The organism is Streptomyces sp. DSM 116793 (assembly GCF_057320905.1).
On record NZ_CM170494.1, the window covers coordinates 8,474,317 to 8,501,019 of the forward strand.

The 26,703-nt window shown below is 73.1% G+C and carries 22 protein-coding genes; 18 read left to right on the forward strand and 4 right to left on the reverse strand.

Features of this window, described 5'->3' with window-relative positions; genetic code table 11:
• Position 1: 1 nt before the first annotated feature.
• From ACSMXW_RS33400 to ACSMXW_RS33410, 3 genes are all read left to right on the forward strand, one after another.
• Positions 2-976, forward strand: coding sequence for a carbohydrate ABC transporter permease (locus tag ACSMXW_RS33400; protein WP_485801886.1), 975 nt, complete (start codon positions 2-4; stop codon positions 974-976).
• The gene (locus ACSMXW_RS33405; RefSeq protein WP_485801887.1) at positions 973-1,932 is read left to right on the forward strand and encodes a carbohydrate ABC transporter permease; all 960 of its coding nucleotides are present in this window, start codon (positions 973-975) and stop codon (positions 1,930-1,932) included. The genes ACSMXW_RS33400 and ACSMXW_RS33405 overlap by 4 nt, the downstream gene beginning before the upstream one ends.
• 309 nt (positions 1,933-2,241) lie before the next feature.
• Positions 2,242-5,265: an alpha-mannosidase gene (locus ACSMXW_RS33410; protein WP_485801888.1), complete on the forward strand. Its 3,024-nt coding sequence runs from the start codon at positions 2,242-2,244 to the stop codon at positions 5,263-5,265.
• 245 nt (positions 5,266-5,510) lie between these two features.
• On the opposite strand, the gene ACSMXW_RS33415 is transcribed toward ACSMXW_RS33410, so the two are convergent.
• Complete coding sequence (locus ACSMXW_RS33415) at positions 5,511-6,221, reverse strand: FadR/GntR family transcriptional regulator (protein ID WP_485801889.1); 711 nt, start codon at positions 6,219-6,221, stop codon at positions 5,511-5,513.
• A 261-nt stretch (positions 6,222-6,482) separates the two neighbouring features.
• Between ACSMXW_RS33415 and ACSMXW_RS33420 the strand changes: the two genes are divergently transcribed.
• From ACSMXW_RS33420 to ACSMXW_RS33455, 8 genes are read left to right on the forward strand one after another with little or no spacing between them, the layout of a single operon-like run.
• Positions 6,483-7,553, forward strand: a complete 1,071-nt coding sequence (locus tag ACSMXW_RS33420; RefSeq protein ID WP_485801891.1) for a sugar ABC transporter substrate-binding protein — start codon at positions 6,483-6,485, stop codon at positions 7,551-7,553.
• A complete protein-coding gene (locus ACSMXW_RS33425) occupies positions 7,550-9,142 on the forward strand; it encodes a sugar ABC transporter ATP-binding protein (RefSeq protein ID WP_485801893.1) in 1,593 nt (530 codons plus the stop codon). Before ACSMXW_RS33420 ends, ACSMXW_RS33425 begins: the two co-directional genes overlap by 4 nt.
• Complete coding sequence (locus ACSMXW_RS33430; protein WP_485801895.1) at positions 9,135-10,169, forward strand: ABC transporter permease; 1,035 nt, start codon at positions 9,135-9,137, stop codon at positions 10,167-10,169. The genes ACSMXW_RS33425 and ACSMXW_RS33430 overlap by 8 nt, the downstream gene beginning before the upstream one ends.
• 19 nt (positions 10,170-10,188) lie before the next feature.
• Positions 10,189-11,538, forward strand: a complete 1,350-nt coding sequence (locus tag ACSMXW_RS33435) for an L-fuconate dehydratase (protein WP_485801897.1) — start codon at positions 10,189-10,191, stop codon at positions 11,536-11,538.
• Positions 11,535-12,335, forward strand: coding sequence for an SDR family NAD(P)-dependent oxidoreductase (locus tag ACSMXW_RS33440; protein WP_485801898.1), 801 nt, complete (start codon positions 11,535-11,537; stop codon positions 12,333-12,335). Before ACSMXW_RS33435 ends, ACSMXW_RS33440 begins: the two co-directional genes overlap by 4 nt.
• Positions 12,336-12,349: 14 nt before the next feature.
• The gene (locus tag ACSMXW_RS33445; protein WP_485801900.1) at positions 12,350-13,369 is read left to right on the forward strand and encodes an aldo/keto reductase; all 1,020 of its coding nucleotides are present in this window, start codon (positions 12,350-12,352) and stop codon (positions 13,367-13,369) included.
• Complete coding sequence (locus ACSMXW_RS33450) at positions 13,366-13,680, forward strand: L-rhamnose mutarotase (protein WP_485801901.1); 315 nt, start codon at positions 13,366-13,368, stop codon at positions 13,678-13,680. Before ACSMXW_RS33445 ends, ACSMXW_RS33450 begins: the two co-directional genes overlap by 4 nt.
• 56 nt (positions 13,681-13,736) lie before the next feature.
• The gene (locus ACSMXW_RS33455; RefSeq protein ID WP_485808466.1) at positions 13,737-14,585 is read left to right on the forward strand and encodes an amidohydrolase family protein; all 849 of its coding nucleotides are present in this window, start codon (positions 13,737-13,739) and stop codon (positions 14,583-14,585) included.
• 114 nt (positions 14,586-14,699) lie between these two features.
• On the opposite strand, the gene ACSMXW_RS33460 is transcribed toward ACSMXW_RS33455, so the two are convergent.
• Positions 14,700-16,133: a lipase maturation factor family protein gene (locus tag ACSMXW_RS33460; protein ID WP_485801903.1), complete on the reverse strand. Its 1,434-nt coding sequence runs from the start codon at positions 16,131-16,133 to the stop codon at positions 14,700-14,702.
• A 194-nt stretch (positions 16,134-16,327) separates the two neighbouring features.
• Here ACSMXW_RS33460 and ACSMXW_RS33465 point away from each other — a divergent pair, with 194 nt between their 5' ends.
• The 6 genes from ACSMXW_RS33465 (at position 16,328) to ACSMXW_RS33490 (ending at position 23,477) form a co-directional block, all read left to right on the forward strand.
• Entirely contained in the window at positions 16,328-18,415 is a 2,088-nt protein-coding gene (locus ACSMXW_RS33465) for a SpoIIE family protein phosphatase (RefSeq protein WP_485801904.1), read from the forward strand.
• 40 nt (positions 18,416-18,455) lie between these two features.
• Entirely contained in the window at positions 18,456-19,316 is an 861-nt protein-coding gene (locus ACSMXW_RS33470) for an Fpg/Nei family DNA glycosylase (protein ID WP_485801906.1), read from the forward strand.
• Positions 19,317-19,367: 51 nt separating this feature from the next.
• Complete coding sequence (locus ACSMXW_RS33475; RefSeq protein WP_485801907.1) at positions 19,368-20,168, forward strand: LytR/AlgR family response regulator transcription factor; 801 nt, start codon at positions 19,368-19,370, stop codon at positions 20,166-20,168.
• A 134-nt stretch (positions 20,169-20,302) separates the two neighbouring features.
• Complete coding sequence (locus ACSMXW_RS33480; protein ID WP_485801909.1) at positions 20,303-20,680, forward strand: hypothetical protein; 378 nt, start codon at positions 20,303-20,305, stop codon at positions 20,678-20,680.
• On the forward strand, positions 20,677-22,272 hold the full coding sequence (locus tag ACSMXW_RS33485) for a sodium/solute symporter (RefSeq protein ID WP_485801910.1): 1,596 nt from the start codon (positions 20,677-20,679) through the stop codon (positions 22,270-22,272). Before ACSMXW_RS33480 ends, ACSMXW_RS33485 begins: the two co-directional genes overlap by 4 nt.
• Complete coding sequence (locus tag ACSMXW_RS33490; protein ID WP_485801911.1) at positions 22,269-23,477, forward strand: sensor histidine kinase; 1,209 nt, start codon at positions 22,269-22,271, stop codon at positions 23,475-23,477. The genes ACSMXW_RS33485 and ACSMXW_RS33490 overlap by 4 nt, the downstream gene beginning before the upstream one ends.
• Before the next feature lie 140 nt (positions 23,478-23,617).
• Here the strand turns inward: ACSMXW_RS33490 and ACSMXW_RS33495 are convergent, their stop codons facing one another.
• Together ACSMXW_RS33495 and ACSMXW_RS33500 are read right to left on the reverse strand one after the other, a co-directional pair.
• Positions 23,618-24,133, reverse strand: coding sequence for a hypothetical protein (locus tag ACSMXW_RS33495; RefSeq protein ID WP_485801913.1), 516 nt, complete (start codon positions 24,131-24,133; stop codon positions 23,618-23,620).
• Positions 24,134-24,272: 139 nt separating this feature from the next.
• On the reverse strand, positions 24,273-24,794 hold the full coding sequence (locus ACSMXW_RS33500; protein WP_485801915.1) for a sigma-70 family RNA polymerase sigma factor: 522 nt from the start codon (positions 24,792-24,794) through the stop codon (positions 24,273-24,275).
• 763 nt (positions 24,795-25,557) lie between these two features.
• Between ACSMXW_RS33500 and ACSMXW_RS33505 the strand changes: the two genes are divergently transcribed.
• Positions 25,558-26,691 (forward strand): CapA family protein, encoded by a 1,134-nt coding sequence (locus ACSMXW_RS33505; RefSeq protein WP_485808468.1) that lies wholly within the window; start codon positions 25,558-25,560, stop codon positions 26,689-26,691.
• The last annotated feature ends 12 nt before the right edge of the window (positions 26,692-26,703 follow it).

Below are 26,703 nucleotides of genomic sequence, written 5' to 3' on the forward strand. Positions count from 1 at the left end.
CATGCAGACTTCCCCCGCCCCCGCCCCCGCCCCCGCCCCCGCTCCCGCCCTGCCCGCCGGCGCGCGCCGGGCACCCGCCCCGGCCGGCGCCCGCCGCCCGCGCGTGCGCCGGCAACTGCCCACCAGCCCCTGGCTGTTCGCCGCGCCCGGCCTGTTGGTCGTCGGTCTCTTCGTGCTCTACCCGTTCGTGTCCACCGTGACCGACTCCTTCACCGACCGCAGGATGCTGGTCCCGGGCCACTGGGTGGGTCTCGCCAACTACCGCGAGCTGCTGCACGACGACATGTTCTGGACCGGCCTGCGCAACAGCACCCTCTATGTGCTCGGCGTGGTGCCCGCGCTCGTCCTGCTCCCGCTGCTGCTCGCCCTGCTGGTCCACAAGCACATCCCCGGCATCGGCTTCTTCCGCTCCGCGTTCTACACACCGGTGGTCGCCTCGATCGTGGTGGTGGGCCTGATCTGGGTGTGGATGCTGGACGAACGGGGCCTGGTGAACTCCCTCCTGGAGGCCGTGGGCGGCGGGAAGGCGGGGTTCCTCAGTGACCAGTGGCTGCTGTTGCTGAGCGCCATGGCCGTCACCGTCTGGCGGGGCCTCGGCTACTACATGATCATTTACTTGGCGGCGCTCGCGAATGTGCCCAGGGAACTGCACGAGGCCGCCGCCGTGGACGGCGCGGGAGCGGTGCGCCGCTTCCTGACCGTCACCGTGCCCGCGGTGCGCTCCACCATGGTGCTGGTGGGCGCGCTGTCGGCGGTCTCCGCGTTCAAGACGTTCTCCGAGGTGTACCTGATGGCCGGCCCCACCGGCGGGCCCGCGGGCGAGGACACCACGCTGGTGATGCTGGTCCAGCGCGCCGGCACCGGTCTCACCGGCCGCGTCGGGTACGCCTCGGCGCTCTCCGTCGTCGTCTTCGTCGTCACCGTCGCGCTGATGCTGCTGGTGCTGCGCGCGGACCGCAGGGAGGACCCCGCATGAGCGCACCCGTCACGGCGGACGGCGCCGCCCGTGAGCCCCGGGCCGCCGCCGGGCGCGCGCGCCGGACCGGCGGCGCCGGCCCAGGCCGGCGGGGCCGCCGGGCGGCGCGGTTCACCGACCAGAACGGCCGGCGGATCCCCGGCTGGGAGCTGGCGCTGCGCTACCTGCTGCTGGTCGGCGTGCTTGCGCTGACCGTGGGCCCCTTCCTCTGGCAGCTGTCGACCTCCCTCAAGGGCCCCACCGAGGACATCTTCAGCTCCCCGCCGTCGTTCCTGCCCGCCCATCCCACCCTGCACAACTACCAGCGGGTCGCCGACACCATCCCGGTGTGGAGCTACGCGCTGAACTCACTGAAGGTCTCCGCAGCCAGCGTGGTCACCAACTGCGCCGGCGCCTCGCTCGCCGGGTACGCCCTGGCACGGCTGCGCTACCGGGGCCGGTCGGCGGCCGTGCTGGTCTTCGTGCTGGCGATGCTGGTGCCGGCCGAGGCCATCGTCATCGCGCAGTTCACGACCATGCGCGAGCTGGGCCTGAACAACACCCTTGTCGGGGTGATGCTGCCCGCCTCCGTGGCCGCCCTGAACGTCCTGCTGATGCGGGGCGCCTTCCGGCAGGTGCCCTACGAGGTCGAGGAGGCGGCCTTCGTGGACGGCGCCACCTCCTGGCAGCGGTTCTGGCGGATCGCCCTGCCCTCGGTGCGGGGCACCCTCGCGGTCGTGGCGATCTTCGCGTTCATGGCGGCCTGGGACGACTTCCTCTGGCCGTTGATCGTGCTCAGTGACCCGAGCCGCTTCACCCTCACCATCGGTCTCAACTACCTGCACGGCACCTTCGCCAACGACGAGCGCCTGGTCGCCGCCGGCACCGTCATCGCCGTCCTGCCGTTGATCGTGCTCTTCGCCTGCCTCCAGCGGTACTTCTTCCGCGGCGTGGGCGAGGGCGCCGTCAAGGGCTGACGCCCGCCCCACCGCGCGCCGTCCCCGCCCACCGCCGCCGCTGCCCCGGCCCGCCCTCGCCGGCCGGCGAACGGGCCCTCGGCACCCTCCCGAACGACCGCGTCACCCTCGCGACCAGGGAATCCGGCCGAAGCCGGATGAGCGGGCCGCGCGGCGGGAAGTACGGTCCCTGGCAGAGCTGTATCCGTCCCGCCGCCGTGCCCGGTCCGCACCGACCGCCACGCGGCCCGCACAGGGCACACCCCCCGCGGTGCCCCCGGCCCGCACCCACCCGGCACTACGCCCCCGAAACACTACGGAGCACCCGTCATGCATGACGACCGCACCCTGGTCGAATCCCGGCTCGAGCGCGTCCTCGAGGAACGCATCAGGCCCGCCGTGTACCCGGAGTCCGTGCCCCTGGAGGTCGCGGTGTGGCACGCGCCCGGCGAGCCGGTGCCCATCGAGGAGGGGCTGGCCGCCGAGCCGGAGCCCATCGCGGTGGGCGAGCGGTGGGGCGCCCCGTGGGGGACGAGCTGGTTCCGGGTCACCGGCACCGTGCCCGAGGCCTGGGCGGGCCGCACCGTGGAGGCCCTGCTGGACCTGGGCTTCGACGAGAACATGCCCGGCTTCCAGTGCGAGGGCCTGGTCTACCGCCCCGACGGCACGCCCGTGAAGGGCCTCAACCCGCGCAACCAGTGGGTCCGCATCGGCGCGCCCGTGGCGGGTGGCGAGGAGGTGCGGCTGCACATCGAGGCCGCGTCCAACCCCGTCATCATGGGCTACCGTCCCTTCCAGCCCACCCCGCTCGGCGACCGGGAGACCGCGGGCAGCGAGCCCCAGTACACCCTGACCCGGATGGACCTCGCGGTCCTCGACGAGACCGTGTGGGAGCTGGTCAACGACCTCGACGTGCTCGGCGAGCTGATGCACGAGCTGCCCGTCGACTCCCCGCGCCGCTGGGAGCTGCTGCGCGCCCTGGAACACGCGCTGGACGCGGTGGACCTACAGGACGTGAACGGCACCGCCGGCGAGGCCCGGGCCCGCCTGGAGGACGTCCTCGCGCGGCCCGCGGCGCCCTCGGCCCACCGCATCAGCGCCGTCGGCCACGCCCACATCGACTCCGCCTGGCTGTGGCCGCTGCGCGAGACGGTGCGCAAGGTGGCCCGTACCACGGCCAACATGACCGCGCTGCTTCAGGACGAGCCGGACTTCGTCTTCGCCATGTCGCAGGCCCAGCAGTGGGCCTGGGTCAAGGACCACCGGCCCGAGGTGTGGGCGAAGGTGAAGAAGGCCGTGGCGGACGGCAGGTTCGTGCCGGCCGGCGGCATGTGGGTGGAGTCCGACACCAACATGCCCGGCTCGGAGGCGATGGCGCGGCAGTTCGTGCACGGCAAGCGGTTCTTCATCGACGAGTTCGGCATCGACAACGAGGAGGCCTGGCTGCCCGACACCTTCGGCTTCGCCGCCGGGCTGCCGCAGATCATCAAGGCGGCGGGCGCCAAGTGGCTGCTCACCCAGAAGATCTCCTGGTCGCAGACGAACTCCTTCCCGCACCACACCTTCCGCTGGGAGGGCATCGACGGCACCCGGATCTTCACCCACTTCCCGCCGGTGGACACCTACAACTGCTCCATGCAGGGCCGGGAGATCGCCCACGCGGTGCGCAACTTCAAGGACAAGGACGCGGCGAGCCACTCGCTGGCACCCACCGGCTGGGGCGACGGAGGCGGCGGAACCACCCGCGAGATGGTCGCCAGGGCGGCCCGGATGCGGAACCTGGAGGGTGCGGCCCAGGTCGTCTGGGAGACCCCGAAGGAGTTCTTCGAGAAGGCGGAGGCCGAGTACCCCGAGCCCCCGGTGTGGGTCGGCGAGCTCTACCTGGAGCTGCACCGCGCCACCCTCACCAGCCAGGCGGGGACCAAGCAGGGCAACCGCCGCAGCGAGCACCTGCTGCGCGAGGCGGAGCTGTGGGCGGCGACCGCCGCCGTGCGCACCGGCTTCGCCTACCCCTACGAGCAGCTCGACCGGATCTGGAAGACGGTGCTGCTGCACCAGTTCCACGACATCCTGCCCGGCTCGTCCATCGCCTGGGTGCACCGCGAGGCCCGCCGCACCTACGAGACGGTGGCCGAGGAACTGACCGGCATCATCACGGCCGCCCAGCGGGCCCTGGCCGGCGACGGCGGGACACCGCTGGTGTTCAACTCGACCCCGCACACCCGTGACGGCGTGCCCGCGGGCGGCGCGGCCGCCCCCGTCGCCGGTGGCACCGCCACGCTCACCGAGCGCCCCGGCGGCGGCCACGTCCTGGACAACGGCCTGCTGCGGGTGGAGGTCGACGGGCGGGGCCTGGTCGTCTCCGCATACGACCTGGTGGCCGACCGCGAGACCGTCGCCCCCGGCCGGTGTGCCAACCTCCTCCAGCTGCACCCCGACCTCCCCAACAAGTGGGACGCCTGGGACGTCGACGCGTTCTACCGCAACTCGGTCACCGACCTCACCGAGGCGGACGAGGTGACGGCACAGCCGGGCGAGGACGGGCCCTCGGTGCGGATCGTGCGCAGCTTCGGGGACTCCCGCGTCACCCAGGTGCTCTACCTCGCGCCCGGCGAGCCGCGACTCGACATCGCCACCGAGGTCGACTGGCACGAGACCGAGAAGTTCCTCAAGCTGACCTTCCCGGTCGACATCCACGCCGAGCGGTACGCGTCCGAGACCCAGTTCGGGCACTTCTACCGGCCCACCCACACCAACACCAGCTGGGAGGCCGCCAAGTTCGAGGCCTGCAACCACCGCTTCGTCCACCTCGCGGAGCCCGGCTGGGGCGTGGCGCTGGTGAACGACTCGACGTACGGCCACGATGTGACGCGCACCGTCAGGACCGAGGACGGCGGCACTACCACCACGGTGCGGGCCTCGCTGCTGCGCGCCCCCCGCTTCCCGGACCCGGAGACGGACCAGGGGGTGCACCGCTTCCGGCACGCGCTCGTGCCCGGTGCGTCCGTCGGGGACGCGGTACGGGAGGGATACCGCATCAACCTCCCCGCGCGGGTGGTCACCGGCGCGGGCGAGGTGGCTCCGCTGATCTCCGTCGACAACGACGCGGTGGTGGTCACGGCGGTGAAGCTCGCCGACGACGGCAGCGGGGATGTGGTGCTGCGCTTCCATGAGGCGCACGGGGGCCGTGCGAGGGCCGTTGTCACGGCCGGTTTCCCGGTTGCCTCGGTGACCGTCACGGACCTGCTGGAGCGTGAGCTTGCCGGCGTCGCGGCGCCGGAGCTCGCCGGGGACTCGGTTGCCGTGTCCCTGCGGCCCTTCCAGCTCATGACCCTGCGCCTGCGGCGCGGCTGACCCCCGCCGCGCGGGTCGCGGCCCCGCCCAGCCCCTTTCTCTCTCGTCCGCGACCACTGCCGGTGGTGGGCTTGTCGCGCAGTTCCCCGCGCCCCTCTTCTGGCGCCCTGACAGCGGGCGCGCCCCGTCACGGGCGCGGGGAACTGCGCGATCAGGTCCCACCGGCCGGTGATCGCGCCCGAAGCCGCAAGGGGCTGGGCGTGGGTGGCGACCAAAGAGCCTTCACGCACGCAACAGAAGGAACCTCACAGGGCCAACCGCCCCCGCAGCCACTCCTCGACGCCGGCGACATGCGCCGCCGCCGCGGCGCGAGCCGCCTCGGGGTCCCGGGCGGCGAGCGCCGCATGGATCCGCTCATGCTCACGCTTCGTACGCGAGAACACCCCCTCCTGCTGGTACCCGCGCCACACCCGCGCGCGGAACGTGCGCGACGACAGGCCCTCCAGGATCGCCGCCATGGTGTGGTTGCCCGCGGCCAGCGCGATGGCGCGGTGGAACGCCAGGTCGTGGGTGACGATGTCCTCCCACTCGTCGGTGTCCTTCATCGCCGTCAGATGGCCCTCCACCTCGGCGAGCTGCTCCTCGGTGATCCGGGCGGCGGCCAGCGAGGTGGCCGTGGACTCCAGGACCCGCCGTACCTCCATCAGTTCCACCAGGCCCATGCCGCGGGACAGGTCGGCGACCACACCGAAGGTCTCCAGCAGGTCGCCGGCCTCCAGGCGGGTGACGTAGATACCGGAGCCGTGCCGGGCCTCCAGCACGCCCATCACCGTCAGGGCCCGGATCGCCTCGCGCATGGAGCTGCGGGAGATGCCGAGCTGCACCGCGAGTTCCCGCTCCGTCGGCAGCCGCGCCCCGGGCTCCAGGCGGCCCTCTCCGATCAGCGCCTTGATCTGCTCGATGGCGCGCTGCGTCACCGTGCCCTTCTGCGGGGCGCTCTCGGCGCTGTCGTTCACCCTGAGTCCTTCCGTTTCGTTTCCGTCGCCTCTCCGTCGCCTGAGGTCGGGGCAGTGTAACCAGCGATGTGGTCGGACCACCACGGATGTGGCCCGACCAATACCGGAGAAAAGCTCAGGGAAATCCGCGACGGAGGGTGTTGCGTCTCCCAAGTGGTCTGATAAATATCGTCCCGGTCGGGAACGGGACACCCGGCCTCAGGACGCGTCGCTCGGTCCCCACATTCCCGTTTCACCGCTAGGCGAGGAGAGTGCCGTCAGATGGCCGGCAGGACAGTGCGGAACAGGCGAACGACTTCGCGGGCGGTGCGTACGGCGGCTGCGGCCGCCTGCGTCGCGCTCGCACTCACGGCGTGCGGCAGCACCAAGGACACCGGCGCGGCCGCCGGCGGCGACGGCAAGGGCAAGGTCGGGGTGGTCCTGCCCATGCTCACCTCGCCGTTCTGGCAGTCGTACAACGACTATGTGCCGAAGATGGCGAAGTCCGAAGGGGTGGACGCGCTCAAGACCGTCAACTCCAACAACGACCCCTCGCAGCAGATCACCGACATCAACAACGCCCTCAACCAGAACGTCAAGGGCCTCCTCGTCGCCCCCATCGACAGCGCCGCCATCTCCGCGGGCCTGGCGCAGGCCGAGCGCAAGGGTGTGCCGGTCGTCGCCGTGGACGTCGCGCCCGAGAAGGGCAAGGTCGCCATGGTGGTGCGCGCCGACAACGTCGCCTACGGCCAGAAGGCCTGCGACTACCTGGGCCAGCACGTCAAGACCGGCAAGGTCGTGCAGGTCATGGGCGACCTCGCCTCCGTCAACGGCCGTGACCGCTCCGAGGCGTTCCGCGCCTGTGCCAAGAAGAAGTACCCCGGCCTCAAGGTGCTGGAGATCCCGGCCAAGTGGGAGGCCGACACGGCCGCCTCCAAGCTCGACACCCTGCTGAACGCCAACCCCGACATCAAGGGCATCTACCTGCAGGCGGGCGGCGTCTACCTCGCCCCCACACTGCAGACCCTCAAGTCCAAGGGGCTGCTGAAGAAGGCCGGCCAGAAGGGCCACATCACCATCATCTCCAACGACGGTATCCCGCAGGAGTTCGCCGCCATCCGCAGCGGCCAGATCGACGCCACCGTCTCGCAGCCCGCCGACGCCTACGCCAAGTACGGCATGTACTACATCAAGGCGGCGATGCAGGGGAAGACGTTCAAGCCCGGCCCGACCGACCACGACTCGAAGATCGTCAAGCTGCCCAGCGGCATCCTTGAGGACGAGCTTCCCGCGCCGCTGGTCACCAAGGACAACGTCGACGACCCCAAGCTCTGGGGCAACACGGTCAAATGAGCACGAGCGACACGAGCACCGCAGGCAAGACGAGCGACACCACCGGACGGCGGCCGCTCGTCGAGGCGGTCGGCATCGTCAAGCGGTACGGCCCCACCGTCGCCCTCCAGGACGGAAAGCTGACCGTCCTGCCGGGCGAGTCCCACGCCCTCGTCGGCCGCAACGGCGCGGGCAAGTCCACCCTGGTGCGGGTCCTCACCGGTCTCGAGGCGCCGGACGCGGGCACCGTCCTCTTCGACGGCGAGCCAGCGCCGCCGCTCGGCGACCGCGATACCTGGCGGCAGAAGGTGGCCTGCGTCTACCAGCACCCCACCGTCGTCCCCGACCTGACCGTCGCCGAGAACCTCTTCCTCAACCGCCAGCCCTCCAGCCGCCGCGGCTTCTTCAGCTGGCGCACCCTGCGCAGCGAGGCCGCGCGGCTCCTCGACACCTGGGACATCCACGTCGACCCGGAGGCGCGCACCGCCGAACTCAAGGTCGAGGACCGGCAGATGGTGGAGATCGCCCGCGCCCTCAGCGGCGGCGCGCGCTTCATCATCCTCGACGAACCCACCGCTCAGCTCGACAACCGCGAGATCGAACGGCTCTTCGCGCGGATGCGGGCCCTCCAGCAGTCCGGTGTCACCTTCCTGTTCATCTCGCACCACCTCCAGGAGGTCTACGAGGTCTGCCAGGCCGTCACCGTGCTGCGTGACGCCCGCTGGATCGTCACCGCGCCGGTCGCGGAACTCGACCGTCCGGCGCTCGTGGAGGCCATGGCGGGGGAGCTCATCACCCGCGAGGAGTCCGCGGCCCGCGCCGGCGTCCCCGACGACGCGCCCGTCCTCCTCGACGCCAGGGAACTGACCTCGGACACCTACCACGACGTGGACCTCACCATCCGCCGCGGCGAGGTCGTCGGCCTCGCCGGGTCCAGCGGCAGCGGCAAGATCCAGCTCGCCGAGTCGTTCACCGGCATGCACCGGCCGACCTCCGGCACGGTCAGCCTCCAGGGCAGCCCGCTGCCGTTCGGCGACGTGACCGCGGCGCTGCGCGCGGGCGTCGGCTGGGTGCCCCGCGACCGGCACGAACAGGGCCTCGTCAGGGACCTCACCATCGGCGACAACGCCACCCTCAGCGTCCTCGACCGCATCGGCAGCCGGGGTTTCGTCGGCACCGAGCGCAGGCGCTCCTTCGCGTCCGACCTCATCGAGCGGCTCGACATCCACGCCGAGGGACCCGACCAGCCCGTATCCGACCTCTCCGGGGGCAATGCGCAGAAGGTCGTCATGGCGCGCGCCCTCGCCTCCGACCCGCGGCTGCTCGTCCTCATCAACCCCACGGCTGGCGTGGACGTGAAGTCCAAGGAATCCCTGCTGCGACGCGTCGACAACGCCCGCGAGGACGGCACCGCCGTCCTGGTCGTCTCCGACGAACTCGACGACCTGCGCCGCTGCGACCGGGTCCTGGTCCTCTTCCACGGCCGCGTCGTCGCCGAGCACCCGGCGGGCTGGAGCGACCACGAGCTGATCGCCTCCATCGAGGGGGTCTCGGCCGAAGGGCAGGCGGCACAGCACACGCACTCACAAGGAGCTGAACACGATGGCTGACACCAAGGCCCCGTCGGCCGAGGCCCCCGCACCGGGGCGGGCGGGACGTGAGGGGGCCGCCAAGTCCGTTCTGCTGCGCAAGGCCCGCGAACTCTCCCTGGTGCCCGCGCTGGTGGTGCTGCTGATCCTCGGCAGCGTCCTCAACGACGCCTTCTTCACCGAGACCAACCTGGTCTCCATCCTGGGCGCGTCCGCGTCACTCGCCATGCTGGTGCTGGCCGAGTCGCTGGTGCTGATCTCCGGCAAGTTCGACCTGTCCCTGGAGTCGGTCGTCGGCATCGCGCCCGCCGTCGGCGCGCTGCTCGTGCTGCCCGCGGCCCAGTCCGGCTTCGGCACCGAACTGCCCGCCGGGGTGGCCATCCTCGCGATCCTCGTGGTCGGCGCCCTGCTCGGCACGTTCAACGGGCTGCTCGTGGTGAAGCTGAAGCTCAACGCGTTCATCGTCACCCTCGCCATGCTGATCGTGCTGCGCGGCCTGCTCGTCGGCGCCACCAAGGGCAAGACCCTCTTCGGCATGCCCGACGCGTTCTTCTCCCTGGCCACCACCACCTTCCTGCGCATTCCGCTGTCGGTGTGGCTCGCCGCCGTGGCCTTCGTCATCGCCGGACTGATGCTCAAGTACCACCGCTGGGGGCGCTCGCTGTACGCCATCGGCGGCAACGTCGAGGCGGCCCGGGCCGCGGGCATCCGGGTGGACCGGGTGCGTCTCGCCGTCTACGTCATCGCCGGCGTCCTCGCCTCGGTCGGCGGGATCATGTACACCGGCTACGTCGGAGCGATCGGCGCCAACCAGGGCCAGAACATGATCTTCACCGTGTTCGCCGCCGCGGTCATCGGCGGCATCAGCCTCGACGGCGGCAAGGGCACCATGTTCGGTGCCGTGACCGGAGTGCTGCTGCTCGGCGTCGTCAAGAACATGCTGACGCTCGCCCAGGTGCAGTCCTTCTGGATCGACGCCATCTACGGCGGAATCATCCTGCTCGCCCTGATGATCGCCCGTGTCACGACCGGCCGCGCGCAGGACTGACCCAACCGAAAGGCCTTACGTGACCGAGAACGTCACCTCCGCCGCCCGCATCACCGCGGTCGACACCTATGACATCCGCTTCCCCACCTCCAGGGAGCTCGACGGCTCCGACGCGATGAACCCGGACCCCGACTACTCGGCGGCGTACGTCGTGCTGCGCACCGACGCGGAGGACGGCCTGGAGGGGCATGGCTTCACCTTCACCATCGGGCGTGGCAACGATGTCCAGGTCGCCGCCATCGACTCCCTGCGGGAGCACGTGCTCGGGCGTCCCGTGGCCGGACTCGCGGCCGACCCCGGCTCGCTCGCCCGCGACCTGACCGGCGACAGCCAGCTCCGCTGGCTGGGCCCCGAGAAGGGCGTGATGCACATGGCGATCGGCGCCGTGGTCAACGCCGCCTGGGACCTGGCCGCCAAGTGCGCCGGCAAGCCGCTCTGGCAGTTCCTCGCGGACGCCGACCCCGAGTGGCTGGTGCGCCAGGTCGACTTCCGCTACCTCACCGACGCCCTCACCCCCGACGAGGCCCTCGACCTGCTGCGCCGGGGGCGTGAGGGAGCCGCGGAGCGCGCCGCCCGGCTGCGCGAGCGCGGCTACCCCGCCTACACCACCTCACCCGGCTGGCTCGGCTACGACGACGAGAAGCTGACCCGGCTCGCCCGGCAGGCCGTCGCCGACGGCTTCACCCAGATCAAGCTGAAGGTGGGCGCCGACCTCGCCGACGACGTCCGCCGCTGCCGGGTGGCGCGCTCCGTCGTCGGCCCGGACATCCGGATGGCCATCGACGCCAACCAGCGCTGGGACGTCGACGCGGCGATCGAGTGGACCCGGGCGCTGGCCGAGTTCGACCCCTACTGGGTGGAGGAGCCCACCAGCCCCGACGACATCCTCGGCCACGCCGCGATCCGCCGGGGCGTCGCCCCCGTCAAGGTCGCCACCGGCGAGCACGTGCAGAACCGCATCGTCTTCAAGCAACTCCTCCAGGCGGAGGCCATCGACGTGCTCCAGATCGACGCGGCACGCGTCGGCGGCGTCAACGAGAACCTCGCCATCCTGCTGCTCGCCGCCAAGTTCGGCGTCCCGGTCTGCCCGCACGCCGGCGGCGTGGGCCTGTGCGAGCTGGTACAGCACCTGTCGATGTTCGACTACGTCGCCCTCACCGGCACCACCGACGACCGTGTGATCGAGTACGTGGACCACCTCCACGACCACTTCGAGGACCCGGTGGTGATCACCGACGGGCACTACCGGGCCCCGTCCGTACCCGGCTTCTCGGCCACCATCCGGCCCGAGTCGATCGCGGAGTACACCTATCCGGGCGGCACCTTCTGGGCCGCCGACCTCGCTCAGCGGAAGGATGCAGCGGAATGACGTCGCCGCAGCCGACGGACTCTTCGGAGCTCGCGGGACTCAAGGCCCTGGTCACCGGGGGCGCGTCCGGCATCGGGCGGGCCACCGCCGAGCTGCTGGCGGCGCGCGGCGCCCGGGTCGCGGTGCTCGACCGCGACCCCGGCGACCTGGCGGGCGACAGCGGGCCGCTGGTCGGCCACCGCGCGGACGTCACCGACGACGCCTCCGTCCGCGCCGCGGTCACCGCCGCCACCGACGCCCTCGGCGGCCTGGACATCCTGGTCAACAACGCGGGGATCGGGGCCCGTGGCACCGTCGAGGACAACGACGACGCCGAGTGGCAGCGCGTGTTCGACGTCAACGTCCTCGGCATCGTCCGCACCACCCGCGCCGCCCTGCCGCACCTGCGCCGCGCCGCAGGGCCCGGCCGCACCGCCGCGATCGTCAACACCTGTTCCATAGCCGCCACTGCGGGCCTGCCGCAGCGCGCCCTGTACAGCGCCAGCAAGGGCGCCGTCTACTCGCTGACCCTCGCCATGGCCGCGGACCACGTCCGCGAGGGCATCCGGGTCAACTGCGTCACCCCCGGCACCGTCGACACCCCCTGGGTCGGCAGGCTGCTGGACGCGGCCGATGACCCGGCCGCCGAGCGGGTCGCGCTGGAGGCCCGCCAGCCCACCGGGCGGCTGGTGAGCGCCGATGAGGTGGCCGCCGCCATCGCCTACCTGGCGAGCCCGCTCTCCGGCGCCACCACCGGCACCGCGCTCGCGGTGGACGGCGGCATGCAGGGGCTCAGGCTGCGCCCGGCCGGGCGGTGAGCGCGGTGCCCAGCATGCCGACCCTGCCGACCCGTACCCTCGGCCGCGGCCCGGTGAACGTGACGGAGCTGGCGTTCGGCGCCGCGGCCATCGGCAACCTCTACACGGCGGTCGCCGACGAGGACGCGCGGGCCGCGGTGGACGCCGCGTGGGACGCCGGCGTCCGGTACTACGACACGGCCCCGCACTACGGCATCGGCCTCTCCGAGCGGCGGCTCGGCGCGGCCCTCGCCGGCCGGCCCCGCGACGAGTACACCCTGTCCACCAAGGTGGGCCGGCTGCTGGAGCCGACGGGCGGCGGCACGGCGGCCGACGACCTGGCGAACGGCTTCGCGGTGCCCGCCACGCACCGCCGGGTGTGGGACTTCAGCGCCGACGGGGTGCGCCGCTCCCTGGCGGAGAGCCTCGCCCGGCTCGGCACCGACCGGGTGGACGTCGTCTACCTGCACGACCCGGACGACCACGGCGAGCAGGCCTTCCGCGAGGCCTACCCCGCCCTGGAGCGGCTGCGCTCCGAGGGCGTGGTGGGCGCGATAGGCGCCGGCATGAACCAGGCGGCCATGCTCACCAGGTTCGTCCGCGACACCGATGTCGACGTGGTCCTCTGCGCGGGCCGCTACACCCTGCTGGACCAGCGGGCGCTGGCCGAGCTGCTGCCCGCCGCCGAGCGGCGCGGCACCTCCGTCGTGGTCGGCGGCGCCTTCAACTCCGGGCTGCTCGCCGACCCCCGGCCGGGCGCCACCTACGACTACGGCACCGCACCGCACGACCTGCTCGACCGCGCCCTGCGTATGAAGGCCGTCGCCGAGCGGCACGGCACCACGCTGCGGGCCGCGGCCCTCGCCTTCCCGCTCGGCCACCCCGCCGTCGCCGCGGTGCTGGTGGGCACCCGGTCGGCGGACGAGGTGTCCGACTGCGTGCGGCAGTACCGGAGCCCGGTGCCCGCGGACTTCTGGGCCGAGCTGCACGCCGAGCGGCTGCTGCCCCCCGGGGTGCCGGTGCCGGGGCGGCCCGTCGCGGGGAGCACGGCATGAGGGTCGCCCTGCACACCACCGTCCGCGCCGACCGGATCGCGGACTACGAGGCCGCGCACCGGGAGGTCCCCGAGGAGCTGATCGGCGCGATCCGTGCCGCGGGCGCCACCTCCTGGACCATCTGGCGCAGCGGCACCCACCTCTTCCACCTGCTGGAGTGCGAGGACTACGCCCGGCTGCTGGCCGAGCTGGAGCACCTGCCGGTGAACGTCGCCTGGCAGGCCCGGATGGCGGAGCTCCTCGACGAGACCCACGACTACTCGCCGGAGGGGGCCGGGGCGGGCCTGCCGGTCGTATGGGAGCTGCCGTGACCACGCCGGAGGGAACACCGCCCGGGAACGGCGGGCGCGCGGCGCCCGTGCCCGCGGTGACGACCGGGATCGTCGACGCCCACCACCACGTCTGGGACCTGTCGGTGCGCGACCAGGACTGGATCACCGGGGAGGCCATGGCGCCGATCCGGCGGAACTTCACCGTCGACGACCTGGCGCCCGAGGCGCGGGCGCGGGGCGTGAGGGCGAGCGTGCTGGTGCAGACGGTCACCGTCGCCGCCGAGACCCCGGAGTTCCTGGCCATCGCGGAGGGCAGCGACCTGGTCGCGGGCGTGGTCGGCTGGACCGACCTGACCAGGCCGGACGTCGAGGAGTCGCTGGCGGCGCTGCGCGCGCTGCCCGGCGGGCGGCACCTGGTCGGCATTCGGCACCAGGTGCAGGGCGAGAACGACCCGCAGTGGCTGCTGCGCCCGGACGTGCGCCGCGGCCTGGCCGCCGTCGCCGCCGCGGGCCTCGTCTACGACCTGGTGGTGCTGCCGCACCAGTTGCCGGCGTGCGTCCGGGCCGCGGCCGGGCTGCCGCAGCTCACCTTCGTCCTCGACCACCTCGGCAAGCCGCCCGTCGCCGCGGGCACCCTGGAGCCCTGGGCCGGCCACGTCCGGGCCCTGGCCGCGCTGCCGAACACCGTCTGCAAGCTCTCCGGCATGGTCACCGAGGCCACCTGGGACTCCTGGACGACGGCGGATCTGCGGCCGTACGCCGAGACCGTGCTGGACGCCTTCGGGCCCGGCCGGGTGATGTTCGGCTCGGACTGGCCCGTGTGCACCCTCGCGGCGGACTACGGGCAGGTCGTGGACACCGCGCTCCGGCTCACCGAGCGGCTGGACGACGCCGAGCGCACCCAGGTCTTCGCAGGCACCGCCACCCGCGTCTACGGGCTGTGAGCCCGGCACCACAGCCTGTCGGCGGGCCGCGCCCGGGAAGGGGTGCGGGGCCGCGCCCGGGAAGGGGCGCGAGGTGTGTCCTGGGGGCAGGCGTGGGGGCACCCCTGGGATACATCAGGCCCCCGGTCCGCGCGCCGCGGTGTCCAGCCGGGTCGGCGGCCAGTACTCGCGGACGTAGGTGCGGTCCCAGCAGGCGCCCGTGGCGCGCAGCTCGGCCGGGGTCGTGAACCGGTACCGGTAGAGCCGGGCCCGGACGGCCGCCGGCGGTGCCTTCGCGGGGAAGGGCGAGCGGCGCAGCAGCCGCAGCGTGTCCCGGTCGCCCCTGAGCAGCCGCTCCACCAGCGGGCCGAACCAGGGGCGGGCGTAGGCGGGGGAGAGCGCGGCGAACCACATCAGCCAGTCGAGACGCAGATGGTACGGCGCGAACTGGCGCGGCCAGTGCCGGGGATCGCCCGGCTTGCCCCTGAACTCGTACTCCCGCCAGTCGGCGTCCGTCTGCGGCAGCGGCTCCGCGGTGCCCTCCAGCACCACCTCGAGACGGATCCGGCTGACGCTGCCGAAGGCGCCGTAGGTGTTCACCAGATGCAGCGGGTCGAACGAGAAGTTCATCAGCTGCCGCCGGGCGAACAGATTGCGCGCGGGCCGGTAGCTCAGGGCCACCAGCAGCGCCATGACGGTGAGCACCAGCACCTCGTACCAGAGCGGCGCGCCCGGCTGGTCGCGGCCGCCGGTGAGCGGGGAGAGGTCCACGGCGGCGAACGCCACCACGATCGTCACCCAGTTCAGCCAGGCGAAATTGCCCGAGAGCACCAGCCACAGCTGGGTGACGATCATCAGGCCGGCTGCCACGGAGGCGATGGGCTGCGGGGTGAAGAGCAGCACCGGCACGAGGAGCTGCGTGACGTGGTTCGCGGCCACCTCCACACGGTGCAGCGGCTTCGGGAGGTGGTGGAAGAACCAGCTCAGCGGGCCCGGCATCGGCTGTGTCTCGTGGTGGTAGTCCAGACAGGTGAGCCGGCGCCAGCACTCGTCCCCCCTGATCTTGATCAACCCGGCCCCGAACTCCACCCGGAACAGCACCCAGCGCAGCAGGAACAGCACCACGACGGGCGGCCCCACGTGGTCGTTGCCGAGCCAGATCGCCAGGAACCCCACTTCCAGCAGCAGCGACTCCCAGCCGAAGCCGTACCAGGTCTGGCCGACGTTCACGATCGAGAGGTACAGCGCCCAGGGCAGCGCCCACAGCAGCATCGCCGCCCACAGCGGCACCTGGTTGTCGGCGCCGGCGAGCAGGGCGAGGGCCACGGCGCAGCCCAGCCAGGCGCAGCCCGCGAAGAACCGGTCCGAGTAGTGCGCGTGGAACAGGCTCGGCGCTCTGCGGAAGGGCACCCGGGCCGTGAAGGCGGGCACCGGCAGCATCCCGCGGCTCCCGATCAGCGCCCTGAACTGCAGGGCCGCCGCAAGGAACGCCACCAGATAGAGGGCGGCGAGACCCCGCTGTAAGATCAGCCGGCTCATCCAGTAGCCGTCGGCCGTGAACCATTCCATGCCGCCAGTGTGACGCGGGGTCATCCGGCCGGGCCCGCGGAGTGAGGGGAATGGCGGAGCAGGAAGCGGCACGCCATATGAAAGCTAGATAAACTTCACAAACGGAGCAGACCGGTGGGGGAGCGGTGGACCGGCGGGGAAGTGACGGAACCGTAGAGACGCAACGAGTCGGCAACTGGCGGCAAGGTGGCTCCATGATCGAGCGGGGCGCGAAGGCGCCGGCACTCCCCGAGGACTGGCCGGTCGACCCGGACCCCATCCTGGCGCTCAACGGCATGGGCAGCTTCGACTGGGACCTCGACAGCGGCCTGCTGCACCTCGACGCCCAGGGCCACGAGGTGCTCGACGTGCGGCCCGGCGAGTACGACGGACTCGCCTACAACCTGGGCGCGCTCTTCCCGCCGAACGAGGCGGCCCGGGTCGACGCGGTCATCTCCGGCGCCCTCAAGACCGGCGCGGAGAACTACGGCACCTACTTCCGGATCCGCTGCCACAACGGCACCATGCGCTGGACGCACACCCAGGGGTACATACGCCGCGACGAGACCGGCCGGCCGCGGCGCATCTTCGGCATCGTGCGGGACGCCACCCAGGAGCTCGGCGACAGGGCCGCCCGCCGGCACCGCGAGGAGCGGACCGGCACCTCCGGCGACGAGCGCAGGCGGCAGACCGGCATCGTGCAGCGCACCACCGCCGCCCTCGCCCACGCCCGCACCGTCCAGGACGTCATCGACGTGCTGGAGGACATCCGGGGGCTGCTGCACCTGGGGGCCACGAGTCTGGTCGTGGGCTTGGTGGAGGCCGGGCGGATCCGGCTGGTGACGGGGGGCTCCGCGGACACCCCGGTACCCGGCGCGACCGTCACCAGGACCGACGAGCCCTACCCGATGGGCGAGGTGGTCCGCACGCTGAAGCCGCGCTTCATCGACTCGCCGGAGGAGTTCGCCTCGTCCTACCCGGTGCTCTGGCCACAGCTGAGCCACCTGGGCATCACGGCCGCCGCGTACCTGCCGCTCATCGCGCAGGCCCGCCCGATCGGCACACTCGGAATGCTCTACCGCGACAGGCTCGGCTTCTCGGAAGAAGAGCGGAACGTCATGGTCGCCCTGAGCAGCAGCATCGCCCAGAGCCTGCAGCGTGCCATGCTCTTCGAGCAGGAGAAGGACCTCGCTGAGGGCCTCCAGCAGGCCATGCTGCCGCGCACCATCCCCGAGGTGGCCGGCGCCGAGATCGCGGTCCGCTACCGGTCGGCCTCGCTCGGCCGCGGCATCGGCGGCGACTGGTACGACGTGATACCCCTGCCCCGCGGCCGGGTCGGCGCGGTCATCGGCGACGTGCAGGGACACGACACCCATGCCGCCGCGGTGATGGGCCAGCTGAGGATCGTGCTGCGCGCCTACGCCGCGGAGGGCCACACGCCCGCCGCCGTGATGGCCAGGGCCTCCGTCTTCCTGCACGAACTGGACACCGAGCGCTTCGCGACCTGCCTCTACGCCGAAGTGGACCTCGCCACCGGAGTGGTCCAGCTGGTCCGGGCCGGCCATCTGGACCCGCTGCTGCGGCACACCGACGGCGCCTGCCGGCGGCTGCCCGTGGAGGGCGGGCTGCCGCTCGGCCTCTCCGCGGAGTTCGGACAGCTCGCCTACCCCGTCAGCACCGTGGAGCTGGATCCCGGCGAGACCCTGCTGCTGTGCACCGACGGCCTCGTCGAGAAGCCCGGCGGGGACCTGGACGACGGCATGCACCACCTGACCACGCTGGTCGCCACCGGCCCCGGCGACCTGCCGCGGCTCGCCGACCGGCTCTGCCTGGCCGCGGACGAGCTGAGCGGCCGCGACGACGTGGCACTGCTGCTGCTCCGCCGCAGGGGCGTCGACGCCCCGCAGGGCGGCGGCCGGCTCCAGCAGCACATCGAGCCCGGCGACCCCGACGCGTTCCACGAGGCCCGCCACATGATCCGCGCCGCGGTGCACGCCTGGGGCGCCGCGGAGCGCACCGACGAGATCGAGCTGGTGGCGGGCGAGCTGATCACCAACTCCCTGATGCACACCGATGGCCCCGCCATCGTCACGCTCCGTGTGCTGACCGGCGCCGACCGGCGGCTGCGCGTCGAGGTCGAGGACGGCTCCAGCGCCCTGCCGCGCCGCCGGGACACCGGCGCCGTCGGCATGTCCGGGCGGGGCCTGCTGCTGGTCGACCGGCTGGCGGACGTATGGGGCGTGGAGTCGCGCGGCGGCGGGAAGTGTGTGTGGGGCGAGTTCACGGTGCGCCCGCGCGAGTGACGGAGAGTGGTGACGCCCTCGGTGGTGGCACCCTGGAGCCATGCCCGAACTTCCCGAGGTGGAAGCGCTCACCGACTTCCTCGGCGACCACCTGACCGAGCACGACATCGTGCGGGTGCTGCCGGTCGCGATCAATGTCCTGAAGACCTACGACCCGCCCGTCACCGCCCTGGAGGGCCGGAGCGTCACGGCCGTGCGGCGGTACGGCAAGTTCCTCGACGTGGACGCGGACGGCCTGCACATGGTCGTGCACCTGGCCCGCGCCGGCTGGCTCCACTGGCGCGACCGGCTGCCCGACGGGGCGCCCCGTCCTGGCAAGGGCCCGCTCGCCCTGCGGGTCGCCCTGGAATCCGGCGAGGGCTTCGACCTCACCGAGCAGGGCACCCAGAAGCGCCTCGCCGTGTACGTCGTGCGCGACCCCGCCCAGGTGCCCGGCATCGCCAGGCTGGGCCCCGACCCGCTCGCCGCCGACTTCGACCAGGCGCGCCTGGCCGGGCTGCTGGCGGGGGAGCGGCGGCAGATCAAGGGCGCCCTGCGCGACCAGAGCCTGATCGCCGGGATCGGCAATGCCTACAGCGACGAGATCCTACACGCCGCGCGCATGAGCCCGTACAAGCTGGCGGCGAGCCTCGACGCCGACGAGGTGCACGGACTCCACGAGGCCATGCGCGGCACGCTGGGCGACGCGGTGGAGCGGGCGCGGGGTGTGGCCGCCGGGCGGCTGAAGGCCGAGAAGAAGAGCGGGATGCGGGTGCACGGCCGGGCCGGTGAGCCCTGCCCGGTCTGCGGGGACACCGTGCGGGAGGTGTCGTTCAGCGACTCGGCCCTGCAGTACTGCCCCACCTGCCAGACCGGCGGGAAGATCCTCGCCGACCGCCGGATGTCGCGCCTGCTGAAGTAGCCGGACCCGGCCGCTGCCCAGCGCCGTCACGAGCCTCTAGACTCCAGCCGCATGCTGCGCGTACTGGCCGTGGACGACGAGGAGCCGGCCCTCGCCGAGCTGGTGTACCTGCTCCGGGCCGACGCCAGGGTCGGTCAGGTGGAGGGCGCCACCGAGGCCACCGAGGCGCTGCGCCGGATAGGCCGCGCCCTGGAGGCCGGACCGGATGGCGAGGAAGCGTTCGACGTGCTGTTCCTCGACATCCGGATGGCGGGGCTGAGCGGCCTCGACGTCGCGAGGCTGCTGGCCGGCTTCGCCCGGCCCCCGCTGATCGTCTTCGTCACGGCCCACGAGGACTTCGCCGTCCAGGCCTTCGATCTCAAGGCGGTGGACTACCTCCTCAAGCCGGTGCGCAGGGAGCGGCTCGCGGAGGCGGTGAGCCGGGTCGCCGGGCAGCTCGCGGTCTCCCGCACCGCAGACCGCGCGCCCGCCGACGGCGCCGGCCGGGCGTCCGCCGCCGAACGCATTCCCACCGCGGGCGCCGACCGCATCACGGTCGAACTCGGCGGGGTCACCCGGCTGCTGGCCGTCGCCGACATCACCTACGCGGAGGCCCAGGGCGACTACGCCCGGCTGCACACCCCGGACGGCAGCCACCTGGTGCGCATCCCGCTGGCCACGCTGGAGGAGCGCTGGGGGCCCTACGGGTTCGTGCGCATCCACCGCAGCCACCTGGTCGCCCTGCACCGGATCGACGAACTCCGCCTGGACGGCGGTGGCATGAGCGTCCGGATCGGCGGCGCACAGCTCGCCGTGAGCAGGCGGCACGCGAGCCGGGTGCGCGAACTGCTGATGCGGCGGGCGGAGGGCTGAGCCGGCGCCGCCCGCCGTCCACGCCCGGGCCGTCCGCGGACACCGCCCCGTCGGTCGTGGCTCGGGCGTCCCACCCGCCCCCGCACGGGTGTCCCGGCTTCCCTTCGGCCGGCACCCTGCCTACACTCCACGCCGTGTCCGCCAGCGCCGAGCCCGCACCCCGCCGTGAGCGGGTCACCGGCGAGCCGCGCAGGGTGCACCGGCTGCCCGGGCACCGCACCCAGTGGGAGATAGACGAGCAGACCACGCTCGGCGCCGCCTACGTCCGCTCGCTGATCCGCAGTCAGCTCCGCACCGGCCTCGCCGCGTTCGCCCTGCTCGCCCTGCCCGTCGTCACCCTGCCGCTGTTCTTCGCGGCGCTGCGCAGCGCCACCCTCGTCTGGGCCGCACTCGGCTTCTGCGGCTACCCGCTGCTGGTGCTGCTGGGCTGGTGGTACGTGCGGCGCGCGGAGCGCAACGAGCGCGACTTCGCCCGCCTGGTGCGCGGCGCCGACCACCCCGGACCGCAGTGAACGACGCCTACGCCGTCGGCGCGGTGGCCGTGGTGGTGCTCGCCACCGTCCTCATCGGCGGGTTCGGCCTGCGCATCTCGCGCACCACCTCCGACTTCTACGTGGCCTCCCGCACCGTGGGCCCCTCCCTCAACGCCGCCGCGATCAGCGGCGAGTACCTCTCCGCCGCCTCGTTCCTGGGCGTCGCGGGGCTGTTGCTCGTGCACGGTCCCGAGATGCTCTGGTACCCGGTCGGCTACACCGCCGGCTACCTGGTGCTGCTGATCTTCGTGGCCGCGCCGCTGCGCCGTTCCGGCGCCTACACGCTGCCGGACTTCGCCGAGGGCCGCCTGGAGTCCGCGCGGGTGCGCCGGGTCGTCAGCGCCCTGGTGGTGGGTGCCGGCTGGCTGTACCTGGTGCCGCAGTTGCAGGGCGCGGGGCTGACGCTGGGCACCCTGACCGGGGCGCCGCGGTGGCTCGGCGCGGTGCTCGTCGCCTGTGTGGTGGTGGTCGCGGTGGCCGCGGGCGGCATGCGCAGTATCACCTTCGTGCAGGCCTTCCAGTACTGGCTGAAGCTCACCGCACTGCTGGTGCCGGCCGTGTTCGTGCTGCTCGCCTGGCGCCACGACGGCGGCACCCAGCCGGTCTTCCCGGCGGACCCCGGCGCGCTGTCCACCGCGCCGGGCTCCGGCCAGCCGCTCGCGGGCAGCCGCGCCGACCACCCGCTGTACGCCACCTACGGCCTGATCGTCGCCACCTTCCTGGGCACCATGGGCCTGCCGCACGTCGTGGTGCGCTTCTACACCAGCCCCAACGGCCGGGCCGCGCGCCGCACCACCGTCGTCGTCCTCGCACTGGTCGGCCTGTTCTACCTGCTGCCGCCCGTCTACGGCTGGCTCGGCCGGCTGTACGCGCCCGAGCTGACCGGCACCGAGGACGCCGACGCGGCGGTGCTGCTGCTGCCGGGGCGTGCCGTCGGCGGTCTCGGCGGCGACCTGCTGGGGGCGCTGGTCGCGGGCGGCGCCTTCGCGGCGTTCCTGTCCACCGCGTCCGGGCTCACCATGGCGGTCTCCGGAGTGCTCAGCCAGGACGTGCTGCCGACCCGCGGGGTGCGGCACTTCCGGCTGGCCGCGGTACCGGCGATGGGCGTCCCGCTCGGCGGTGCGCTGCTGATGAGCGGGATGCCGGTGGCGGATGCGGTGGGGATGGCGTTCGCGGTGTCCGCGTCGGCGTTCTGCCCCCTGCTGGTGCTCGGCATCTGGTGGCGCAGGCTCACCCCGCCCGGGGCGCTGGCGGGGCTGCTGCTGGGCGGCGGCTCGGCGCTGCTCGCGGTCACGCTGACGGTCGCGGGGGCGGACCCGGCGCACGCGGGGTGGCTGCACACGCTGCTGGCCTGGCCCGCCATCTGGTCGGTGCCCGTGGGGTTCCTCGCCATGGTGCTGGTCTCGCTGGCCACGCCGGGCAGCATCCCGCCGCACACCAGCGCGACCATGACCCGGCTGCACCTGCCGGAGTCGCTGAGCGTGCGGCAGACCGCGGCCGCCGCGGAGGCCGCGGCGAATCCGCCGCCGGGGACGCCTCCCGGCCGGGCGGCACCCGGGGCGCCGGAGTGACCGGGACCGCGGCCGCCGTGCTGCTCGCGCTCTGCCCGCTGCTGCTCGCGGGCGGTTTCCTGGTGGGCCGGCGCAGCGCGCACCCGAACGGCCGCAGCGATGTCGGCTCGCCCGTGGAGCGCGCCACCTTCGAGACCCTGCACACCGCGTCGCTCGCCGCGCCCCCGCTGCGCGCCGGGCTGACGGAGGACACCGCGCGCAAGGCGGTGCGGGGGCTGCGCACCCTGCTGGGCACCGACGCCCTCTGTGTCACCAACCGCGGGGCGGTGCTCGCCTGGGACGGCAGCGGGGACCAGCACGCCAGGCACGTGATGGAGAAGCTGTCCGGGCTGCTGGCCACCGGCCGCTCGACCGCCTTCGACTGCGGCTGCGGCGACCCCGACTGCTCCCTGCGCTGGGGGGTGGCCGCGGCCGTGGTGGTCGACCAGCGGGTGCTCGGCGCCCTGGTGGCGTACGCGACCCGGGACTTCGCGGTGCTGGCCCGCGCCACCGACGAGGTGGCCCGCTGGGTCTCCGTCCAGCTGGAGCTGGCCGAGCTGGACCGCTCGCGCACCCGGCTGATCGAGGCGGAGATCAGGGCGCTGCGGGCGCAGATCTCCCCGCACTTCATCTTCAACTCACTGGCGGCGATCGCGTCGTTCGTGCGCACCGACCCGGAGCGGGCCAGGGAACTGCTGCTGGAGTTCGCCGACTTCACCCGCTACTCGTTCCGGCGGCACGGCGAGTTCACCACGCTCGCCGACGAGCTGCACTCCATCGACCAGTATCTGGCGCTGGTGCGGGCCCGGTTCGGCGACCGGCTCTCGGTGACCCTGCAGATCGCGCCCGAGGTGCTGCCGGTGGCGCTGCCGTTCCTGTGTCTGCAACCGCTGGTGGAGAACGCCGTCAAGCACGGCCTGGAGGGCGCCGTCGCGCGCAGCAGCATCTCCATCAGCGCCCAGGACGCCGGCGCGGAGGCGGAGGTGGTGATCGAGGACGACGGTGTCGGCATGGAGCCGGAGCGGCTGCGCAGGATCCTGCGCGGCGAGGGCGACCCGACGTCCGGCATCGGTCTGTCCAATGTGGACGAGCGGCTGCGGCAGGTCTTCGGGGACGAGTACGGGCTGGTCATCGACACCGGCGTGGGCGCGGGCATGCGGATCACGATCCGGATCCCCAAGTACCGGGCGGGCGTGCACTCCTCACCGGCGGACGGCACGGGCTGACGGCGCTCGCCGGGGGGTGCGGAGGGCCGGGTGGGGCGGCCGGGGCGCCCGGGGCGGTGCGTGGAGCCGGGCCGTCCGGGGCGTGGCGCAGGTGGCGCGCGGCGCACGGCACGGCGCAGGCGGGCCAAGAGGGCGCGGCTTCAGAACAGGTGGATCGCCAGATGGCCGAGCGGCAGCCCGAGCTGCCAGGCGGGCGTCCACACCTGGGGCGCCTCGTCCTCCTCGGGAACCGGGCCGCCGCCGGGCACCGCGTCCAGATCGGGAGCGAGCAGCTCGGTCTCCTCCAGCCACCGCCAGGCGTTCGCCGCGAGCTCCAGATCGGGACCGACGCCCCCGGACGCCACAGCGTCCGCGGTGAGCAGCGCCATCCGCTCGCGCACCCAGTCCCGCCACGGCTGGTCGTAGGCCGTCAGCGACAGCCAGGTGTCCAGGTGCGTGACGATGCGGGGTCCGGTGAGCTCCGTGTCCGGGGCGGACAGGAAGATCGTCAGCGCGAGGGCGTCGCGCCCGGCGCGGAACTCGAACGAGGTGGGCGGCATCAGGTCCCCGGTGCGCAGCACCTCGTCGGCGATGTACTCGGCGTACAACCACGCCATGGGGACGGTGAGTTCGCCTCCGCCGGCGCCGTCCGTACTTCCTCGGCCCCTGTGCTGCATCCCTTCCCGCCTTCCTCCGGTCCATGGCACGCCACGGCCGGGCCCCTGATTCTGTGGAACACGGATGTCATGGGCCAGCCGAGTACTCAACCGGCGCACTGGCAAGGCGCTTTGCGAAGCCTTTGCCTCAGCCGTGGTTTCATCCCTGGTCGGACGCGTAACCGGGGAGCACCCGGCGCAGCGCGCGGAGCGCGTAGTACGCCCGGGACTTCACAGTACCGGGAGGTATCCCCAGGGCCTGGGCGGCTTCCGCCACGCTTGCACCACGGAAGTACACCTGCAACAGAACGTCCCGGTGTTCGGGAGTGAGAGTCTTCACAGCCTCCCGGACGTCGAGCATCGCGGCGGCGCGCTCCGCGTGGTCCGCGCAGACCCGCGCGCTCTCCAGCTCCGTGCCCTGGACCTCGGCGGGGCGGGCCAGTCGGGCGCGCCGCGCGTCGATCGCCAGGCGTCTGCCGACCGTGAACAGCCAGGGGCGCACCGACTCGTAGTCGGCGCGCAGCGCCTCCGGGTGCTGCCAGGCGCGTACCAGGGTCTCCTGCACCAGGTCCTCGGCGCGCTGCCGGTCTCCGTCGCTCAGCCTCAGCAACAGCGCGAAGAGCGGACCCGCGTGCTCACGAAGGAGTTCGGCCAGCTCACGCTCCTGCGTCCTCACCGTCATGGGCGTATGCCAGCGCAGGCCGGGCGGCACGGACAGGGCGGCGGCCCGGGTCTGCGGCGGGCGGTCGATGCGGTCGGCGAGCGGTGCGGTGAGCGGGTGACCGGGGGCCTGTCGCGTCCCCGCGCCCCTTCTCCGGTGCCCGGGCGGCCGGGGGTGCGTCTTTCGGCCGTCGGCCGGGCGTCTTTCGGGCGTCGGCCGGGGCGTTTGCGGCTGCGTCCTTCGGCCGGTGGCCGGGTCGGTCGGGGCTGTCCGTTCGGCCGGTGGCGATGTCGCGGTTCGTTGTGGCTGGTCGCGCAGTTCCCCGCGCCCCTTGGGTGGGCCGGGGTGGGCCCTGCGTCATGGGTGCGCTCAAGGGGTGCGGTGAGTGCTCAGGTCTTCTTCGGTCGGTGGCCGGGCCGGTTGGGGCTGTTCGTTCGGCTGGTGGTGGTGTTGCGGTTGGTTGTGGCTGGTCGTGCTGTTCTTCGTGCCGCTTGGGTGGGCCGGGGTGGACCCCTGCTGCCTGGGTGCCGCCGAATCGGGGACCGGGGCGGCCTGGCTGCTTGACTCCGTATTAGTCATATATGCGGATTGTGTAGGTAAAGCACACCGCACGGAGAGGCCAGCCATGCCCGAGCGCAGCGCACGCAGACCCGCCCGATGCCTCGGGCGCGCCGCCGTCCCGGGCGCCGGGAGGATCCGGGGCACCCGCGGCTGCCGGCCCACCGCACAGCCCCGCCGCACCGCACGGCCCAGCAGGATCCGGGGCGTCCTGCGCTGGACGCTGATGCCCGCGCTCACCGTGCTGCTCGCGGTCGGGGCCTGCGCGACCCAACAGCGGCACGCCGGCCGCGCCGCCGGCACCCACCCGGCGGGCACCGGGCCGGCATCGCGCGGTTTCACGCTGGTCGCCTCCGGCGATGTGCTGCCGCACGACTCGATCATCCGCCAGGCCGGCGCCGACGCGGGCGGCCGCGGCTACGACTTCGCCCCGATGCTGGCGGACGTCAAGCCCGTGGTCTCCCGGGCCGACCTGGCCATCTGCCACATGGAGACGGTCTACGGCGCGAGGGGCGACTACACCGGCTACCCCTCGTTCAAGTCCCCGCCCGAGGTCGCCGCCGGCCTGCACGCCACGGGGTACGACGCCTGCTCCACCGCCTCCAACCACACGCTCGACGACGGCGCCGCCGGGGTGCAGCGCACGCTGGACGCCCTCGACCGGGCGGGCGTGCGGCACGCCGGCTCCGGGCGCACGGAGGCGGAGGCCCACACCCCGGCCTGGCTCCAGGCGGGCGGTGCCAGGGTGGCCCACCTCGCCTACACCTACGGCACCAACGGCATCCCGCTGCCCGTCGGCAGACCCTGGACGGTCAACCTGATCGACCGCGACCGGATCGTCGCGGACGCCCGCGCGGCCCGCCGGGCGGGCGCCGACGTGGTCGTGGTGTCCGTACACTGGGGCACCGAGTGGCAGGACGAGCCGGACGCGCAACAGCTCACCCTCGCCCGCGAGCTGACCGCGTCCCGCACCGCGGGCCGCCCCGACATCGACCTGATCCTGGGCACCCACGCCCACATCCCGCAGGCCTACGAGAAGGTGGGCGGCACCTGGGTGGTCTACGGCATGGGCGACCAGATCGCCGGCGACATGGTCAACCACGCCGGCCAGCAGGACCCGCGCGGCAACGAGGGCACCCTCGCCCGCTTCACCTTCGCGCCGCCCGGGCGGGACGGCGAGCGGTGGCGGGTGACCAGGGCCGAGTTCATCCCGCAGTGGTACGACACGGCGACCGGGCGGGTCACCAACCTCAACGAGGCGATCCGCAGGGGCCGGCCGCTGACGCCGGTGCGCGACCGGATCCGGAAGGTGGTGCTCAGCCGCGGCGCGGGCCGCGACGGGCTGGTCATGGGGCGGTAGCGTCCCGCCTGG

Coding starts and splice junctions, on each gene's coding strand:
- ACSMXW_RS33400 (WP_485801886.1), top strand. CDS start 2: ATGCAGACTTCCCCCGCCCCCGCCCCCGCCCCCGCCCCCGCTCCCGCC.
- ACSMXW_RS33405 (WP_485801887.1), top strand. CDS start 973: ATGAGCGCACCCGTCACGGCGGACGGCGCCGCCCGTGAGCCCCGGGCC.
- ACSMXW_RS33410 (WP_485801888.1), top strand. CDS start 2,242: ATGCATGACGACCGCACCCTGGTCGAATCCCGGCTCGAGCGCGTCCTC.
- ACSMXW_RS33420 (WP_485801891.1), top strand. CDS start 6,483: ATGGCCGGCAGGACAGTGCGGAACAGGCGAACGACTTCGCGGGCGGTG.
- ACSMXW_RS33425 (WP_485801893.1), top strand. CDS start 7,550: ATGAGCACGAGCGACACGAGCACCGCAGGCAAGACGAGCGACACCACC.
- ACSMXW_RS33430 (WP_485801895.1), top strand. CDS start 9,135: ATGGCTGACACCAAGGCCCCGTCGGCCGAGGCCCCCGCACCGGGGCGG.
- ACSMXW_RS33440 (WP_485801898.1), top strand. CDS start 11,535: ATGACGTCGCCGCAGCCGACGGACTCTTCGGAGCTCGCGGGACTCAAG.
- ACSMXW_RS33445 (WP_485801900.1), top strand. CDS start 12,350: ATGCCGACCCTGCCGACCCGTACCCTCGGCCGCGGCCCGGTGAACGTG.
- ACSMXW_RS33450 (WP_485801901.1), top strand. CDS start 13,366: ATGAGGGTCGCCCTGCACACCACCGTCCGCGCCGACCGGATCGCGGAC.
- ACSMXW_RS33460 (WP_485801903.1), bottom strand. CDS start 16,133: ATGGAATGGTTCACGGCCGACGGCTACTGGATGAGCCGGCTGATCTTA.
- ACSMXW_RS33465 (WP_485801904.1), top strand. CDS start 16,328: ATGATCGAGCGGGGCGCGAAGGCGCCGGCACTCCCCGAGGACTGGCCG.
- ACSMXW_RS33470 (WP_485801906.1), top strand. CDS start 18,456: ATGCCCGAACTTCCCGAGGTGGAAGCGCTCACCGACTTCCTCGGCGAC.
- ACSMXW_RS33475 (WP_485801907.1), top strand. CDS start 19,368: ATGCTGCGCGTACTGGCCGTGGACGACGAGGAGCCGGCCCTCGCCGAG.
- ACSMXW_RS33495 (WP_485801913.1), bottom strand. CDS start 24,133: ATGCAGCACAGGGGCCGAGGAAGTACGGACGGCGCCGGCGGAGGCGAA.
- ACSMXW_RS33500 (WP_485801915.1), bottom strand. CDS start 24,794: ATGACGGTGAGGACGCAGGAGCGTGAGCTGGCCGAACTCCTTCGTGAG.
- ACSMXW_RS33505 (WP_485808468.1), top strand. CDS start 25,558: ATGCCCGCGCTCACCGTGCTGCTCGCGGTCGGGGCCTGCGCGACCCAA.